12 protein-coding genes are annotated in these 15,765 nt (G+C 58.2%); 10 read left to right on the top strand and 2 right to left on the bottom strand.

Translation table 11 applies throughout. From position 1 onward, the window contains the following. The first annotated feature begins 80 nt into the window (after positions 1 to 80). Positions 81 to 893 (top strand): exodeoxyribonuclease III, encoded by an 813-nt coding sequence (gene xthA, locus ACVBEG_RS10045; RefSeq protein WP_447107646.1) that lies wholly within the window; start codon positions 81 to 83, stop codon positions 891 to 893. Between the two features lie 99 nt (positions 894 to 992). Further along, complete coding sequence (locus ACVBEG_RS10040; RefSeq protein WP_322179414.1) at positions 993 to 2,363, top strand: phosphate ABC transporter substrate-binding/OmpA family protein; 1,371 nt, start codon at positions 993 to 995, stop codon at positions 2,361 to 2,363. Between the two features lie 48 nt (positions 2,364 to 2,411). On the opposite strand, the gene ACVBEG_RS10035 is transcribed toward ACVBEG_RS10040, so the two are convergent. Then, positions 2,412 to 3,644, bottom strand: coding sequence for an acyl-CoA dehydrogenase (locus tag ACVBEG_RS10035; protein WP_322179415.1), 1,233 nt, complete (start codon positions 3,642 to 3,644; stop codon positions 2,412 to 2,414). A gap of 161 nt (positions 3,645 to 3,805) precedes the next feature. Between ACVBEG_RS10035 and ACVBEG_RS10030 the strand changes: the two genes are divergently transcribed. The 3 genes from ACVBEG_RS10030 to ACVBEG_RS10020 all read left to right on the top strand — a co-directional run bounded on the left by ACVBEG_RS10030 (position 3,806) and on the right by ACVBEG_RS10020 (position 6,265). Continuing rightward, positions 3,806 to 4,753: a LysR family transcriptional regulator gene (locus tag ACVBEG_RS10030; protein WP_322216010.1), complete on the top strand. Its 948-nt coding sequence runs from the start codon at positions 3,806 to 3,808 to the stop codon at positions 4,751 to 4,753. 166 nt (positions 4,754 to 4,919) lie between these two features. Next, positions 4,920 to 5,321, top strand: a complete 402-nt coding sequence (locus ACVBEG_RS10025) for a MerR family transcriptional regulator (RefSeq protein WP_219060173.1) — start codon at positions 4,920 to 4,922, stop codon at positions 5,319 to 5,321. A 26-nt stretch (positions 5,322 to 5,347) separates the two neighbouring features. Continuing rightward, the gene (locus ACVBEG_RS10020) at positions 5,348 to 6,265 is read left to right on the top strand and encodes a hydroxymethylglutaryl-CoA lyase (RefSeq protein ID WP_447107645.1); all 918 of its coding nucleotides are present in this window, start codon (positions 5,348 to 5,350) and stop codon (positions 6,263 to 6,265) included. A gap of 535 nt (positions 6,266 to 6,800) precedes the next feature. On the opposite strand, the gene ACVBEG_RS10015 is transcribed toward ACVBEG_RS10020, so the two are convergent. After that, a complete protein-coding gene (locus tag ACVBEG_RS10015; RefSeq protein WP_447107644.1) occupies positions 6,801 to 8,480 on the bottom strand; it encodes an AMP-binding protein in 1,680 nt (559 codons plus the stop codon). A gap of 271 nt (positions 8,481 to 8,751) precedes the next feature. On the opposite strand from ACVBEG_RS10015, the gene ACVBEG_RS10010 reads away from it, so the two are divergent. From ACVBEG_RS10010 to ACVBEG_RS09990, 5 genes are all read left to right on the top strand, one after another. Beyond that, the gene (locus tag ACVBEG_RS10010) at positions 8,752 to 9,915 is read left to right on the top strand and encodes an isovaleryl-CoA dehydrogenase (protein WP_322179419.1); all 1,164 of its coding nucleotides are present in this window, start codon (positions 8,752 to 8,754) and stop codon (positions 9,913 to 9,915) included. Positions 9,916 to 9,941: 26 nt separating this feature from the next. After that, a complete protein-coding gene (locus tag ACVBEG_RS10005) occupies positions 9,942 to 11,549 on the top strand; it encodes a carboxyl transferase domain-containing protein (RefSeq protein WP_322179420.1) in 1,608 nt (535 codons plus the stop codon). Between the two features lie 24 nt (positions 11,550 to 11,573). Next, complete coding sequence (locus tag ACVBEG_RS10000) at positions 11,574 to 12,410, top strand: gamma-carboxygeranoyl-CoA hydratase (RefSeq protein WP_447107643.1); 837 nt, start codon at positions 11,574 to 11,576, stop codon at positions 12,408 to 12,410. Further along, positions 12,407 to 14,380 (top strand): acetyl/propionyl/methylcrotonyl-CoA carboxylase subunit alpha, encoded by a 1,974-nt coding sequence (locus tag ACVBEG_RS09995; RefSeq protein ID WP_322179422.1) that lies wholly within the window; start codon positions 12,407 to 12,409, stop codon positions 14,378 to 14,380. The genes ACVBEG_RS10000 and ACVBEG_RS09995 overlap by 4 nt, the downstream gene beginning before the upstream one ends. A gap of 210 nt (positions 14,381 to 14,590) precedes the next feature. After that, positions 14,591 to 15,736: a M14 family metallopeptidase gene (locus ACVBEG_RS09990; RefSeq protein WP_447107642.1), complete on the top strand. Its 1,146-nt coding sequence runs from the start codon at positions 14,591 to 14,593 to the stop codon at positions 15,734 to 15,736. Positions 15,737 to 15,765: the final 29 nt, after the last annotated feature.

Genomic DNA, 15,765 nt, shown 5'->3' with positions numbered 1-15,765 from the left:
TGGATCAGACAATCCGCCACGCTGGCCGTGAGTCGACAGGTCAGCTAGCATCGCTTTTTTGTTTGCCAGGATTGCCGCCCATGAAAATCGTCTCGTTCAACATTAACGGCCTGCGCGCCAGACCTCATCAGTTGGCGGCGCTGATTGAGAAACATCAGCCGGACGTGATCGGCCTGCAGGAAACCAAAGTCTCGGACGAGCAATTCCCCCACGCTGAAATCGAAGCCTTGGGGTATCACGTGCACTTCCACGGGCAAAAAGGCCACTACGGTGTCGCTCTGCTCTCGCGCCAGGCGCCACTCACCCTGCACAAGGGTTTCGACACCGATGACGAAGAATCCCAAAAGCGCTTTATCTGGGGCACGTTCGCCGACACAAAGGGCGAGCCTGTGACCATCATGAACGGCTACTTCCCGCAGGGTGAAAGCCGCGACCATCCGACCAAATTCCCGGCCAAGGAGCGTTTCTACAACGACCTCCAGCTGTTGCTGGAAAGCCAGTTCAAAAACGATCAGCCATTGGTGGTGATGGGCGACGTGAATATTTCCCCGGAAGACTGCGACATCGGCATCGGCCTGGATAACGCCAAACGCTGGCTCAGGACTGGCAAATGCAGTTTCTTGCCTGAAGAGCGCGAGTGGATGGCGCGCCTGAAAAACTGGGGCCTGATAGACAGCTTCCGTCATCTTCATCCCGAGGTGATAGACCGCTTCAGCTGGTTCGACTACCGCAGCCGGGGCTTCGAAGATGAGCCCAAGCGCGGTTTGCGGATCGACGTGATTATGGCCTCCCATGGATTGCAGTCACGCATCAAGGCCGCTGGCGTGGACTACGACCTGCGCGCCATGGAGAAACCGTCTGACCATGCGCCGATCTGGCTGGAGTTGAGCTAGAACCGGCCCCGCAGACGCCCTTTTAGGCATGACTGTCATATTTCAGCAATCATTCTGACTTAATCTCCCGGCACTTTCTGTCTCTATAAGGTGCCGCACATGCTGCGCGCTCTGTTCACTGGTACTGCCCGACACCGCGCAGCCTGGCTATTCGGTTTTATCTGCAGCACCCTGCCCGGTGTGGTTTTCGCGGCACTGCCGATCCCTGCCGAAGGCATCCCGGCGTTACGCATCCAAGGCTCCAATACCATTGGCGCCGCGTTGGGCCCAGCGCTGGTCGAAGGCTTGCTGCACGCCCAAGGTCTGCAAAATGTGCGTATCGAAGCGGGCGCCCATGAGAACGAACAACGTGTGCTCGGCCAGACGCCTGCCGGACGCACGGTACTAATCGAGGTGGCGGCCCACGGTTCTGGGACGGGGTTCACTGCATTGAAGGCCGACAAGGCCGACCTGGCAGCCTCCTCACGGCCGATCAAGGACAGCGAACTGGCGAACCTGGCCTCGCTGGGCGACCTGAAAAGCCGCAAGGCCGAACAAGTCATTGCCATCGACGGCGTGGCGGTGATCCTCCATCCGGCCAATCCCTTGCATCAGTTGAACACTGAACAACTCGCGCAAATATTCTCGGGTGAAGTCCACGACTGGGAAGATCTCGGCGGTACCGGTGGCGCGATTCACCTGTATGCCCGCGATGATCACTCCGGCACCTTCGACACGTTCAATGAGCTGGTACTGCTCAAGTACGGCAAAACCCTGGCGCACAACACCAAGCGATTCGAATCCAGTGAGCAGCTGTCTGATGAAGTCAGCCAGGACCGTGGAGGCATTGGCTTTATCGGTTTGCCTTACGTGCGCAGGGCCCACGCTGTCGCGATTGCCGATGGCGATTCGAAACCGATGCTGCCGACCGTCAGCCTGATTGCCACCGAGGATTACCCTCTGTCGCGGCGCCTGTATTTCTACCTGCCACCTCAGGGCCTCCAACCATGGGCCGAAGCACTGGTGCAGTTCGCACAAAGCAGCAAAGGCCAGGCCATCGTTGCCAACAGCGGCTTCATCGCCCAGACGGTACAGGCGATCAAGGTCCAGGCCTCAGCAGGGCTGCCTGCGGACTATCAAGCCATCGTCAAGCAAGCACAGCGTCTGTCGGTGAATTTTCGCTTTGCCCAAGGCAGTGCGACCCTGGATAACAAGGCGCAACTCGACCTGCAGCGGGTCGTTGACTACCTCAAGACACACGACAAATTGAACGGCCACGTCACGCTGGTAGGGTTTGGCGATGCCAAGAGCGATCCAGCGCGGGCAGCGTTATTGTCCAAACTCCGGGCCATGGCGGTGCGGCGAGAGCTGGTCAAGGCGGGCGTGGTCTTGCGCGACATTCGCGGTTTGGGTGATGAGATGCCGGTGGCGGCCAACAACGCCGATGAAGGCCGGATCAAAAATCGGCGGGTAGAGGTTTGGGTGTATTGAGTATCTGGGTGGGAGGCGAATAAATCCGCCCCCCACCGCTACTCGCGGTCAGTGATGCTCGCTGCGCAGCATTTCCTTCGGCATATACTTACCGATCTCGAACTTGCCTATCGCCGCGCGGTGCACTTCATCCGGGCCGTCGGCCAGGCGCAACGTGCGCTGCATTGCGTACATGTAGGCCAACGGGAAATCGTTGGAAACCCCAGCGCCGCCGTGCATCTGGATCGCCCGGTCAATCACGCGCAATGCCACGTTCGGCGCCACGACCTTGATCTGGGCGATTTCGCTTTTCGCGACTTTGTTGCCGACGGTGTCCATCATGTACGCAGCCTTTAGTGTCAGCAGGCGCGCCATGTCGATTTCCATCCGCGAATCAGCAATTTTGTCGATGTTACCGCCCAGTCGCGCCAACGGACGACCGAATGCAGTGCGGCTGATCGAACGCTTGCACATCAGTTCCAATGCCCGTTCAGCCATGCCGATAGAGCGCATGCAGTGGTGAATCCGTCCAGGCCCGAGTCGACCTTGAGCGATTTCAAAGCCGCGCCCCTCACCCAACAGGACGTTCTCGTAAGGCACGCGAACGTTCTCAAACAGCACTTCAGCATGACCGTGGGGGGCATCGTCGTAGCCAAATACTGGCAGCGAGCGGACGATTTTCACCCCAGGGGCATCGGTCGGCACCAGAATCATTGAGTGTTGCTGATGGCGCGGACCTTCGGGATTGCTCAGGCCCATGAAAATCATGATTTTGCAACGCGGGTCGCAGGCGCCAGAGGTCCACCACTTACGGCCGTTGATCACCCATTCGTCACCGTCACGTTCAGCGCGGGCGGCCATGTTGGTGGCATCGGAGGACGCGACGTCCGGCTCGGTCATGGCGAACGCTGAACGAATTTCGCCGCGCAACATCGGTTCAAGCCACTGCTGCTTCTGGGCTTCGTTGGCATAGCGCACCAGCACTTCCATGTTGCCGGTGTCTGGCGCCGAACAGTTGAACGGCTCTGGCCCTAGCAACGAACGGCCCATGATTTCAGCCAACGGAGCGTACTCGAGGTTGGTCAGGCCCGCACCGAGCTTCGACTCTGGCAGGAACAGGTTCCACAACCCCTCAGCCTTGGCCTTGAGTTTGAGCTCTTCCATGATCGCAGTGGGCTGCCAGCGATCGCCCTCGGCGACCTGACGTTCGAACACAGGCTCTGCCGGGTAGACATAAGCATCCATGAACGCAGTGACGCGCTCACGCAGTTCCTGAACCTTTGGGGAGTACGCGAAATCCATGAGCAGCTACCTTCTGAAGGAGGTGGGTGAGTGCATGAATTGGATGCTAGATCAGCGATGAAAATTTATCTAACCTATTCTCAACGTGTATAAACATTCATAACCGATATATGATCGGCCTTCGTAACGTCTCAATAAAAACAACATGAGAGCGCAATGGAATGAATCTGAGCAAGGTCGACCTCAACCTCTTTATTGTCTTTGATGCCATCTATACCGAAGCCAATCTGACCCGTGCCGGACAGATTGTCGGCATCACCCAGCCTGCGGTCTCGAACGCTCTGGCCCGCCTGCGGGAGACCTTCAACGACCCACTTTTCGTACGGACCGCGCAAGGCATGGTGCCCACGCCCATGGCCCAGAACATCATCGGGCCGGTGCGCAACGCCCTGACATTGCTGCGCGTCTCGGTGCAGGAAAGCCGGATTTTCAATCCGTTGCAGGCAAACAAGACCTACCGCATCAGCATGACCGACTTGACCGAAGCGGTGATCCTCCCTGCGTTGTTTCAACGTCTGCGTCGACTGGCCCCGGCGGTGATTATCGAGAGCTTTTTGTCCAAGCGTCGCGAGACCACCAAGGAGCTGGCAGCCGGGCGGCTGGACTTCGCCGTCGATGCGCCCCTCAATACCGACCCGCAAGTGCGTCACGTCAAGCTCATGGAAGACAAATACGTGTGTGCCATGCGCAAGGGGCATCCCTTGGCGACCAAAGAAAAATTCAGCCTGGAAGACTACCTGTCCCTGACGCACATCCACATTTCCAGCCGCCGCAGCGGCCTGGGACATGTTGACCTGGCACTGGGCAAGATGGGCATTCAGCGCAAAATCGCCCTGCGCTCGCAGCACTACTTGATGGCTTCGCAAGTGCTACAACAGACCGATATGGTCATGACCGTGCCGGAGCGCTTCGCCAGACGCCATGATCTGCACTATGTCAATTTGCCGGTCAACGATGTGCCACCGGTGGAAACCCACCTTTACTGGCACGAAAGCACTGATCAGGACCCGGCTAACCGCTGGATGCGGGAGCAGATAATCGAACTCTGCCAACTGGTGACAGCGCAAGAAAAGAAGCTAGATAAAGCTTTAGATATCAATCCCAAGTAATTGATTATCAAGTGTTAATTTTAATAACTTAAAGTCATTTCTAGGTTAAATGGTCGTGATTTGCGCATGGATGAGGCAGCAAAAGTGAATGAAGGCGCGGCAGGCAGCTTGACGTATACGTCAAGCACGCCGTAGGTTAGCCACACGTTTAACCGTGAGTCCCTTCATGAGCAGTCAGACCTACAGCATTTCCGACCTCGCCCGCGAGCTCGACATTACCACCCGCGCTATTCGCTTCTACGAGGAACAAGGCCTGCTCGCTCCCGAGCGGCGGGGCCTTGAGCGTGTCTACTCAGGCCGCGACAAGGTGAGTCTGAAACTCATTCTGCGTGGCAAGCGCATCGGCTTCTCCCTGGCAGAATGCCGGGAACTGATCGAGCTGTACGACCCTCGCGGCGACAATCGAAAACAGTTGAATACCATGCTCGGTAAAATCAGTGACCGTCGTACTCAGCTTGAACAGCAACTGCTGGACATCCAGCAAATGCAGCTGGAGCTGGACACTGCTGAAGAGCGTTGCCTGGCTGCACTTGAAAGAACAGTTACAGATCATGATGTTACTGAGTAAACCTCAAATAAATATAAGGTGATGCCATGCCCCTGCCTCAACATGTTCGCCTGGTGGAAGTCGGCCCTCGCGACGGTCTGCAAAATGAAGCCCAGCCCATTAGCGTCGCGGACAAGGTGCGGTTGGTCGATGGACTGACCGCCGCAGGCCTGAGTTATATCGAAGTCGGCAGTTTTGTCTCGCCCAAATGGGTCCCACAAATGGCCGGATCCGCTGAAGTCTTCGCTCAGATCCAGCGCAAGCCCGACGTGACCTATGCGGCGCTGGCGCCCAACTTCAGGGGGTTTGAAGACGCCCTCGCCGCTGGCGTGACAGAAGTCGCGGTATTCGCCGCCGCGTCCGAAGCGTTCTCCCAGCGCAACATCAATTGTTCGATCAGCGAAAGCCTGGAGCGTTTCGTCCCGATCATGGAGGCCGCCCGCCTGCACGGCATCCGTGTGCGCGGGTATGTCTCCTGTGTGCTCGGCTGTCCATACGAAGGCCAGGTCGCACCACAGCAGGTGGCCTCGGTCGCCAACGAACTGTTCGCCATGGGCTGTTATGAGGTGTCCTTGGGCGACACTATCGGCACCGGTACACCGGGCGCGACTCGCACCTTGTTCGACGTTGTCGCCGGGCAGATCCCGCGGGGCAAACTGGCGGGCCATTTCCATGACACCTATGGGCAAGCGCTGGCCAATATCTACGCCAGCCTGCTTGAGGGGATTCAGGTGTTCGACAGTTCTATCGCTGGGCTCGGCGGTTGCCCCTATGCCAAAGGCGCCAGCGGTAACGTCGCGACCGAAGATGTGCTGTACATGCTCAACGGTCTGGGGATTGATACCGGCATCGATATGGATCGCTTGATTGCAGCCGGTCAGCGGATCTGTGACGTGCTGGGGCGCCCTACCGGTTCACGGGTCGCGAAGGCGCGTTTGGCGACCGGAGTGTTACCGCGCCAATAAAAGGTGGGGAGGAAACGGGTAACACGGAAACAATTACTGATAATTTTTCTCGGCGACTTTGGCAGGTATTTTTTCAAGCCATTGATTTTAAAGGACTTGATTAAGTTGGCACGGCTTCTGCTATAGGTTCCGTACAACAAAAATAAAAAATAATGCAGTACCCAATAAAAACAATACGTATCGGCTCTGACATAACAAGAACAACACGGACAGAGACGCAGCTAATAGATTTTTTTGGAGTGGATAGCTTTTCAGGGGTTTCGACCCCGCGACCGGGCAGAGAACAATAAAACTACCTCAGGTAGCTCCCGAACTGGTTGGATCACGCAGGTGATGAAAGCGAGTCAGCGCTCAAAAAAATACGTTTGCTCTTGATCCTGAATGGGATCGACTAAAACAGCGGTAAAAGGGAACGGTCGCCAAAAACAACAACAGGCCACCCTAAAACAATAAAAAAAGAGCATGCATAAAACCTTGAAGGGGAGCCCAGGCTCCCCTTCGTGCTATCTGGCGTTTGCCAAACCCCATCAAGCCCCTACTCAACCGCCTTCAGCAATTCCTCGACACTGATTTCCCGCATGCGAAATTTCTGAACCTTGCCCGTTACGGTCATGGGGAATTCGTCGACGAATTTGAAATGGCGCGGGGTTTTGTAATGGGCGATCCGGTCTTTGCACCAGCCTTGCAATTCGAGCGCACTGACGACGTGCCCCGGGTGCAGCTTTATCCAGGCGACGATCTCTTCGCCATACCTGGTATCCGGGATGCCGATCACCTGGACGTCCGCCACTGCGGGATGGGTGAAAAAGAACTCCTCCAGCTCGCGGGGATACACGTTCTCGCCGCCACGGATGATCATGTCCTTGTTGCGCCCGGCGATGCACACGTAACCATTGTCGTCCATCGACGCCAGGTCGCCGGTGTGCATCCAGCCCGCTTGATCCAGCGCCTCGGCGGTGCCTTGCGGGTTATTCCAATAGCCGAGCATCACACTGTAACCACGGGTGCATAACTCGCCTATCTGGCCGCGCGGGACGACACAACCGGTTTCGTCGATGATTTTGTTCTCGAGTTGCGGCTGAGTGCGGCCCACGGTCGTTACCCGCAGCTCAATGCCATCCTCAGGCCCGGTCTGCAGCGACACCGGACTGGTTTCAGTCATGCCATAGGCGATCTGCACCTCCTTCATGTGCATCTCGCTGATCACTTTGCGCATGACTTCTATCGGGCAGGTCGCGCCAGCCATAATCCCGGTGCGCAGGCTGGACAGGTCAAATGCCTTGAGTTGCGGATGATCGAGCATGGCGATGAACATGGTTGGCACGCCATACAGCGCAGTGGCTCGCTCCTCAGCCACAACGCGGAGGGTGAGCAAAGGGTCGAAACCGTCATTTGGGTAGATCATCGTTGCGCCATGGGTCATACAACCCAGGTTGCCCATGACCATACCGAAGCAGTGATACAGCGGCACCGGGATCACGACGCGGTCAGTCGCGCTCAAGCCAAGGCTTTCACCGACCATGTAACCGTTATTGAGGATGTTGTAGTGGCTGAGGGTCGCACCTTTGGGGAAACCGGTGGTGCCAGAGGTGTACTGGATATTCACGGGGTGATCGAATTGCAGACAGCGCTGTCGCTCGTTCAGTTGCTCGACACTGACCTCGACTGCCAAAGACGCCAACGCGCTCCATGGAAGAAAGCCTGCTGGCGGCTGCTCGTCGAGGCTAATCACCCCACGCAACTCCGGCAGGGACTCACTGCGCAGCTGTCCTGCCGGGTAGTCGCACAATTCAGGAACCAGCGTGGCACACATGGCGTGGTAGTTCGAGGTCTTGAACGCTCCGGCGCAAATCAACCACTGACAGCCAGACTGCTTGAGCACGTACTCCAGCTCACTGGTGCGATAGGCGGGATTGACATTGACCAGAATCACGCCCAGTTTCGCGCTGGCGAACTGGGTAATGCACCACTGCGCGCAGTTCGGGGCCCAAACCCCCAGGCGGTCGCCCGTCCGCAAGCCCAGCGCCATCAGCGCCCGCGCATGCAGGTCTACCGCTTCGCCCAACTGCGCCCAGCTATAGCGCAGTTGCTGATGGCGCACGACCAATGCCTCGCTAAGAGGGAATTTGGCGACAGTCTCGTCAAATGCCTGACCGATGGTCTGCGCCAACAGCGCTTTGTCCTGCCGACCGCGAGAATAGCTAGGTTGAATCATGGACCGTCCCTTTTTATGTTTGTTTTGGGATCACAGCCGTATCGTCGTTTCGCCAGACACAGCCATCATAGAGGCCTTACTCTTCGAACACGTCTACTTTGGCGCAAATTGACGTTAACGTAAAGGTCATGCCTATGAACGGATGTTGACAGGCAAAGCCCGACAGGTTTACGTTAACGTAAAGGTGAATACAGCATTCACCATAGCACTCATTATTTTCAAGACCCCAACCCAGGGTTTGCACCCAACAATAATAGGAAAGGTAAAAAGCATGAGCTACCCGAGCCTGAACTTCGCCCTCGGCGAAACCATCGACATGCTGCGCGACCAGGTTCAGGCCTTTGTCGCGGCAGAAATTTCGCCCCGTGCGGCGCAAATCGATAAAGACAATCTGTTCCCTGCTGACATGTGGCGCAAGTTCGGTGACATGGGTTTGCTCGGCATCACGGTCTCTGAGGAATACGGCGGCGCGGGCATGGGCTACCTGGCTCACGTTGTGGCGATGGAAGAAATCAGCCGTGGCTCGGCTTCAGTCGCCCTCTCCTACGGCGCTCACTCCAATCTGTGCGTGAACCAGATCAACCGCAACGGCAACCCCGAGCAGAAAGCCAAATACCTGCCCAAGCTGATCAGTGGCGAGCATGTGGGTGCCTTAGCCATGAGCGAACCCAATGCCGGTTCCGATGTGGTGTCGATGAAACTGCGCGCCGACAAGCGCGGCGATCATTACGTTCTCAATGGCAGTAAAACCTGGATCACCAACGGCCCGGATGCCAACACGTATGTGATCTACGCCAAGACTGACCTGGAAAAAGGCGCTCATGGCATCAGCGCTTTCATCGTCGAGCGCGACTGGAAAGGATTTTCCCGCAGCAACAAATTCGACAAGCTCGGCATGCGTGGCTCTAACACCTGCGAGCTGTTTTTCGATGACGTCGAAGTGCCGGAAGAGAACCTGCTCGGTGTGCTGAACAGCGGCGTCAAAGTCTTGATGAGCGGCCTCGACTACGAGCGCGTCGTGCTTTCGGGTGGCCCTACCGGGATCATGCAGGCCTGTATGGACGTGGTGGTGCCCTACATTCACGACCGTAAACAGTTCGGCCAGAGCATCGGCGAATTCCAGCTGATTCAAGGCAAGGTCGCCGACATGTACACCCAACTCAATGCCAGCCGCGCGTACCTGTATGCCGTGGCTCAAGCCTGTGAGCGCGGCGAAACCACGCGCAAGGATGCTGCCGGGGTGATCTTGTACAGCGCAGAACGCGCCACACAAATGGCTCTGGACACCATCCAGATCCTCGGCGGCAACGGCTATATCAATGAGTTTCCGGCCGGACGCCTGTTGCGTGACGCCAAGCTGTATGAGATCGGCGCGGGCACCAGTGAAATCCGCCGCATGCTGATCGGTCGCGAGCTGTTCAACGAAACGCGCTGAGCCTATTTGATCTTTTGGAGTGCCTCATGGCCATCCTGCACACCCAAATCAACACGCGCTCGCCCGAATTCGCACTCAACGGCGCAGCGATGCTGGAACACGTCAAAGGCTTGCGAAAGTTGCTCGCCCAGGTTCATCAGGGCGGCGGGCCTAAAGCCCAAGAGCGCCACACGTCGCGCGGCAAACTGCTGCCCCGCGAACGGATCAACCGTTTGCTCGATGCCGGTTCGCCTTTCCTTGAAATCGGCCAGTTGACGGCTTACGAGGTGTATGGCGAAGACGTACCCGCGGCAGGTTTGATCGTCGGCATTGGCCGGGTCGAGGGCGTCGAATGCATGATCGTCGCCAACGACGCCACAGTAAAAGGCGGCTCTTACTATCCGCTGACGGTGAAAAAACACCTGCGAGCGCAAACAATCGCTCAGCAAAATCGCTTGCCGTGCATCTATCTGGTCGATTCCGGTGGCGCCAACCTGCCGCGTCAGGATGAAGTGTTCCCGGACCGCGAGCACTTCGGGCGGATTTTCTTCAACCAAGCGAACATGAGCGCCGTGGGCATCCCGCAGATCGCCGTGGTCATGGGCTCGTGCACCGCGGGCGGTGCTTACGTGCCGGCCATGGCCGATGAAGCAATCATGGTTCGCCAACAGGCGACGATTTTCCTCGCTGGCCCACCGTTGGTGAAAGCCGCGACCGGTGAAGTGGTGAGCGCCGAGGACCTGGGCGGTGCCGATGTGCACTGCAAGATCTCTGGGGTTGCCGACCATTACGCCGAAAGTGATGAACATGCCCTGGCCTTGGCCCGACGCAGCATCGCCAACCTCAACTGGCGTAAACAGGGTGAACTCAACGCCCTGACCCCCATTGCCCCGCTGTATGGCGCCGACGAGTTGTACGGGGTGATCCCGGCTGACGCGAAGCAACCCTTCGATGTGCGCGAAGTGGTTGCGCGCCTGGTGGACGGCTCCGTGTTCGATGAATTCAAGGCCTTGTTCGGGACCACGCTGGTCTGCGGCTTTGCCCATCTGCACGGCTATCCCATCGCGATCCTGGCCAATAACGGCATCCTGTTCGCTGAATCGGCGCAAAAAGGCGCGCACTTCATCGAGCTGGCCTGTCAGCGCGGCATCCCGTTGTTGTTTCTGCAGAACATCACCGGGTTCATGGTCGGCCAGAAGTACGAAGCTGGCGGCATCGCCAAGCACGGCGCCAAGCTGGTCACCGCCGTAGCCTGCGCCAAGGTGCCGAAGTTCACGGTCATCATTGGCGGCAGTTTCGGCGCCGGTAACTACGGCATGTGCGGCCGCGCCTACGACCCGCGTTTTCTCTGGATGTGGCCCAACGCCCGGATCGGCGTAATGGGTGGCGAACAAGCTGCTGGCGTGCTGGTGCAGGTCAAGCGCGAGCAAGCCGAACGCAGCGGTCACACGTTCAGCGCTGAGCAGGAAGCCGAGATCAAGCAACCGATTCTCGATCAGTATGAGCACCAGGGTCATCCTTATTACTCCAGCGCCCGTTTGTGGGACGACGGTGTAATCGACCCCGCGCAAACCCGGGACATCCTTGCCCTGGCCTTGTCCGCATCGCTGAATGCGCCTATCGAGCCAAGCACATTCGGTGTGTTCCGGATGTAACCGGGCCGCACCCACGGAGTGAACATGACCGATTTACACACAGTTGAATTGCACACAGATCCCCGGGGGTTCGCCACGCTCTGGCTGAACCGCGCGGACAAGAACAACGCTTTCAACGCCCAAATGATTCGCGAGCTGATCATCGCCCTGGATGATGTGCAAGCCGACACCCGTCTGCGCTTCATGGTGATCCGTGGCCGGGGCAAGCACTTTAGCGCTGGAGCCGACCTGGCCTGGATGCAGCAATCGGCGAACCTGGATTACAACACCAACCTCGACGATGCCCGCGAACTGGCCGAGTTGATGTACAACCTGGCCAAATTGAAGATCCCCACTTTGGCGGTCGTGCAAGGCGCGGCCTATGGCGGCGCATTGGGTCTGATCAGTTGCTGTGACATGGCCATCGGTACCGAAGATGCGCAGTTTTGCCTGTCGGAAGTGCGCATCGGCCTGGCCCCGGCGGTGATCAGCCCCTTCGTGGTGCAAGCCATCGGTGAGCGTGCGGCGCGTCGTTACGCCCTGACGGCCGAGCGCTTCAGTGGCCTGCGCGCACGGGAAATCGGTTTGCTTGCCGAGTGTTACCCAGCCGCCGAGTTCGAGCAGCAGATCGATCAGTGGATCAACACCTTGCTGCTCAACAGCCCACAAGCAATGCGTGCGAGTAAAGACCTGCTGCGTGAAGTAGGTAACGGTGCACTGACCCCTGCCCTGCGTCGTTATTGCGAAAACGCCATTGCCCGTATCCGCGTCAGTCCTGAAGGCCAGGAAGGCTTGCGCGCCTTTCTGGAAAAACGCGCACCGGCCTGGCAGTCCGAGCAGGCTGACGCCGCTCAATCCAATAAAAAGGAGCCGCGCCCATGAGCGCCTCGCAGACCCCTACACCACTGCTGACCCGAATTCTGGTCGCCAACCGGGGCGAAATTGCGTGCCGCATCATGCGCACCGCCAAGGCGCTTGGGCTGACCACAGTTGCCGTGCACAGCGCCACCGATCGCGATGCTCGACACAGCCGCGAGGCTGACATCCGAGTGGATCTGGGTGGGAGCAAGGCGGCCGACAGCTACTTGCTGATCGACAAATTGATCGCTGCGGCCAAGGCCAGCGGCGCCCAGGCGATTCATCCTGGTTATGGCTTTTTATCTGAAAACGCAGGGTTTGCCCGCGCCATCGAAAACGCTGGATTGGTTTTCCTCGGTCCACCCGCCTCTGCCATCGACGCCATGGGCAGCAAATCCGCCGCCAAGGCCCTGATGGAAGACGCGGGCGTACCTCTGGTACCGGGTTATCACGGCGAAGCACAAGACGTCGCAACCTTCAGCGCAGCCGCTGAACGCATCGGTTACCCGGTGTTGCTCAAAGCCACGGCAGGCGGTGGCGGCAAAGGCATGAAGGTGGTGGAACAGGTCAGTGAAATGGCCGAAGCGCTGGCCTCGGCTCAGCGTGAAGCACAGTCATCGTTCGGTGACTCGCGGATGCTGGTGGAGAAATACCTGCTCAAGCCGCGTCACGTCGAAATCCAAGTGTTTGCCGATCAGCACGGCAACTGCCTGTACCTTAATGAGCGCGACTGCTCGATTCAGCGCCGCCATCAAAAAGTCGTCGAAGAAGCCCCTGCCCCCGGTCTCAGCCCAGAGCTGCGCCGTGCCATGGGTGAATCGGCGGTGCGTGCTGCTCAAGCCATTGGTTATGTCGGCGCAGGCACGGTGGAGTTTCTGCTGGACTCTCGCGGCGAATTCTTCTTTATGGAGATGAATACTCGCCTGCAAGTCGAACACCCGGTCACCGAAGCGATCACCGGGCTGGACCTGGTGGCCTGGCAAATTCGCGTGGCCCAAGGCGAGGCGTTGCCAATTACTCAAGCGCAGGTACCGCTGATTGGCCATGCCATCGAAGTGCGGCTGTACGCCGAAGACCCCGCCAACGATTTCTTGCCGGCCACCGGCACGCTGGACATCTACCGCGAACCTGCTGCCGGCCCCGGTCGACGCGTGGACAGCGGCGTAGCCGAGGGTGACAGCGTGTCGCCGTTCTACGACCCGATGCTCGGCAAACTGATCGCCTGGGGCGAGAACCGTGAGCAGGCACGTCTGCGTTTGCTGGCCATGCTTGATGAGTTCGCCATCGGCGGGCTGAAAACCAACCTGGCGTTCCTGCGCCGCATCGTCGCTCATCCTGCGTTCGCAGCGGCGGAACTTGATACCGGATTTATTCCACGCTATCAGGAACAGTTGCTGCCACCCGCCGGAGAATTATCGGCAGAGTTCTGGCAAGCCGCTGGCGAGGCCTTCAGCCAAAGCCAGCCAGCCACGGTTCGTCAGGACGACCTTTATTCACCGTGGGCCAGCCACAACGGTCTGCGTGCCGGGCTGCCGACAGAAATCGACCTGCACTTGATCTGCAATGGCCAGAAGCAGGTGATCCAGCTGCGCAACAGCAACGCCTCGCTGGCCGAGCTGAGGGGCGAGCAACTGCTGATTGAACACGATGGCGTGCGCCGTCAGCATCTGGCGATCCGCCGGGGCGATACCTTATATCTGCATTGGCAAGGCGAGCTGCACACCATCAAACGCCTCGATCCGATTGCCGAGATTGAAGCCAGCCACAGCCATCAGGGCGGCCTGACCGCTCCAATGAACGGCAGCATCGTGCGGGTGCTGGTCGAGGTCGGTCAAAGCGTCGACGCGGGTGCGCAGTTGGTGGTGCTGGAGGCCATGAAGATGGAGCACAGCATCCGCGCACCCCATGCTGGAGTAGTCAAGGCGCTGTATTGCGTCGAAGGCGAGATGGTCAGCGAAGGCACGGCACTGGTGGAACTGGATGAAGCAAAATAAACTTTGACATGCGAATGATAATTGTTATTATTAGCGCCGTTGATCGCAAGATCAACCCGATAACCCAGAAGCCTCAGGTCGGCTTCCGGGTTATCTCCTCATCAGGCTAATCACGGTTTTGACCCGGCTTTTTGCCGGGTCTTTTTTTTGTTTCTTTCCGATGGGTGTACAGTACCGGCACGAATTGGTACCGCCGTACAGGAAATAACCGTGACTCAGACCCCTCTCAAAATCAGCGCTGATTTCGACAGCGGCAATATTGAAGTACTCGACGCCAGCAACCCTTCTAACGTAAGACTGGCGATCCGTCCCGACACGAACAGCCCCCATCTTCAGTGGTTTCACTTCAAGGTCGAACACTTGGACGTGGGCCAAAAACACGCCTTCAGCCTGACCAACGCCAGCCAGTCCAGCTACAACCGCGCCTGGAACGGTTACCAGGCCGTGGCCTCTTACGATCATGAACACTGGTTTCGTGTACCGACAACATTCGACGGCACGGCCCTGAATTTCAGCCTTGCGCCAACCGAGTCGCAGGTGTATTTCGCCTACTTTGAACCCTATAGCCGCGCACGTCATGACTGGCTGATCGAACAGGCTATCAACAAAGCCGGCACCGAGCTGATTGCCATCGGCAAAAGCGTCGAAGGTCGCGACATCCAACTGTTGCGCAAAGGCGACGGTGCTGTCGGCAAGCGCAAGGTCTGGATCATCGCCCAGCAACACCCGGGCGAACACATGGCCGAATGGTTCATGGAAGGCCTGATCGAACGCTTGCAGGAAAAACACGACCCGGTCATGGCGCAACTGCTGGCTGCCGCCGATCTGTACCTGGTGCCGCACATGAACCCTGACGGCTCATTCCACGGTCATCTGCGCACCAACGCCAAGGGTAAAGACCTGAATCGGGCCTGGCAGGATTCCAGCCGGGAGTTGAGCCCGGAAGTGTTTTTCGTCCAGCAGCAGATGGAGAAATACGGCGTAGATCTGTTCCTCGATATCCACGGCGATGAAGAAATCCCCTACGTGTTTGCCGCCGCGTGTGAAGGCAATCCCGGCTACACCCCGCACCAGCAGCAACTGGAAGAACACTTCCGCCGCCGCTTGAGCGAAATCACCCAGGATTTCCAGACCCGCTACGGTTACCCGCGCAGCAACCCCGGCCAAGCCAACATGAACCTGGCCTGCAACAGCGTCGGCGAGCGTTTCCAATGCCTGGCATTGACCCTGGAAATGCCGTTCAAGGACAACGATGACGCGCCTGACGTCGTCACCGGCTGGTCCGGCAAACGCTCGAAACAACTGGCCAAGGATGTCCTGACCACCGTGTCGGAAATGGTCTCGGTCCCGCGCTGAGTCAACGGCCCCTTCAGGCAAATCCGCTC

This window comes from Pseudomonas sp. GG8 (genome assembly GCF_052976945.1).
This window is presented reverse-complemented; position numbering and strand designations above follow the sequence as displayed.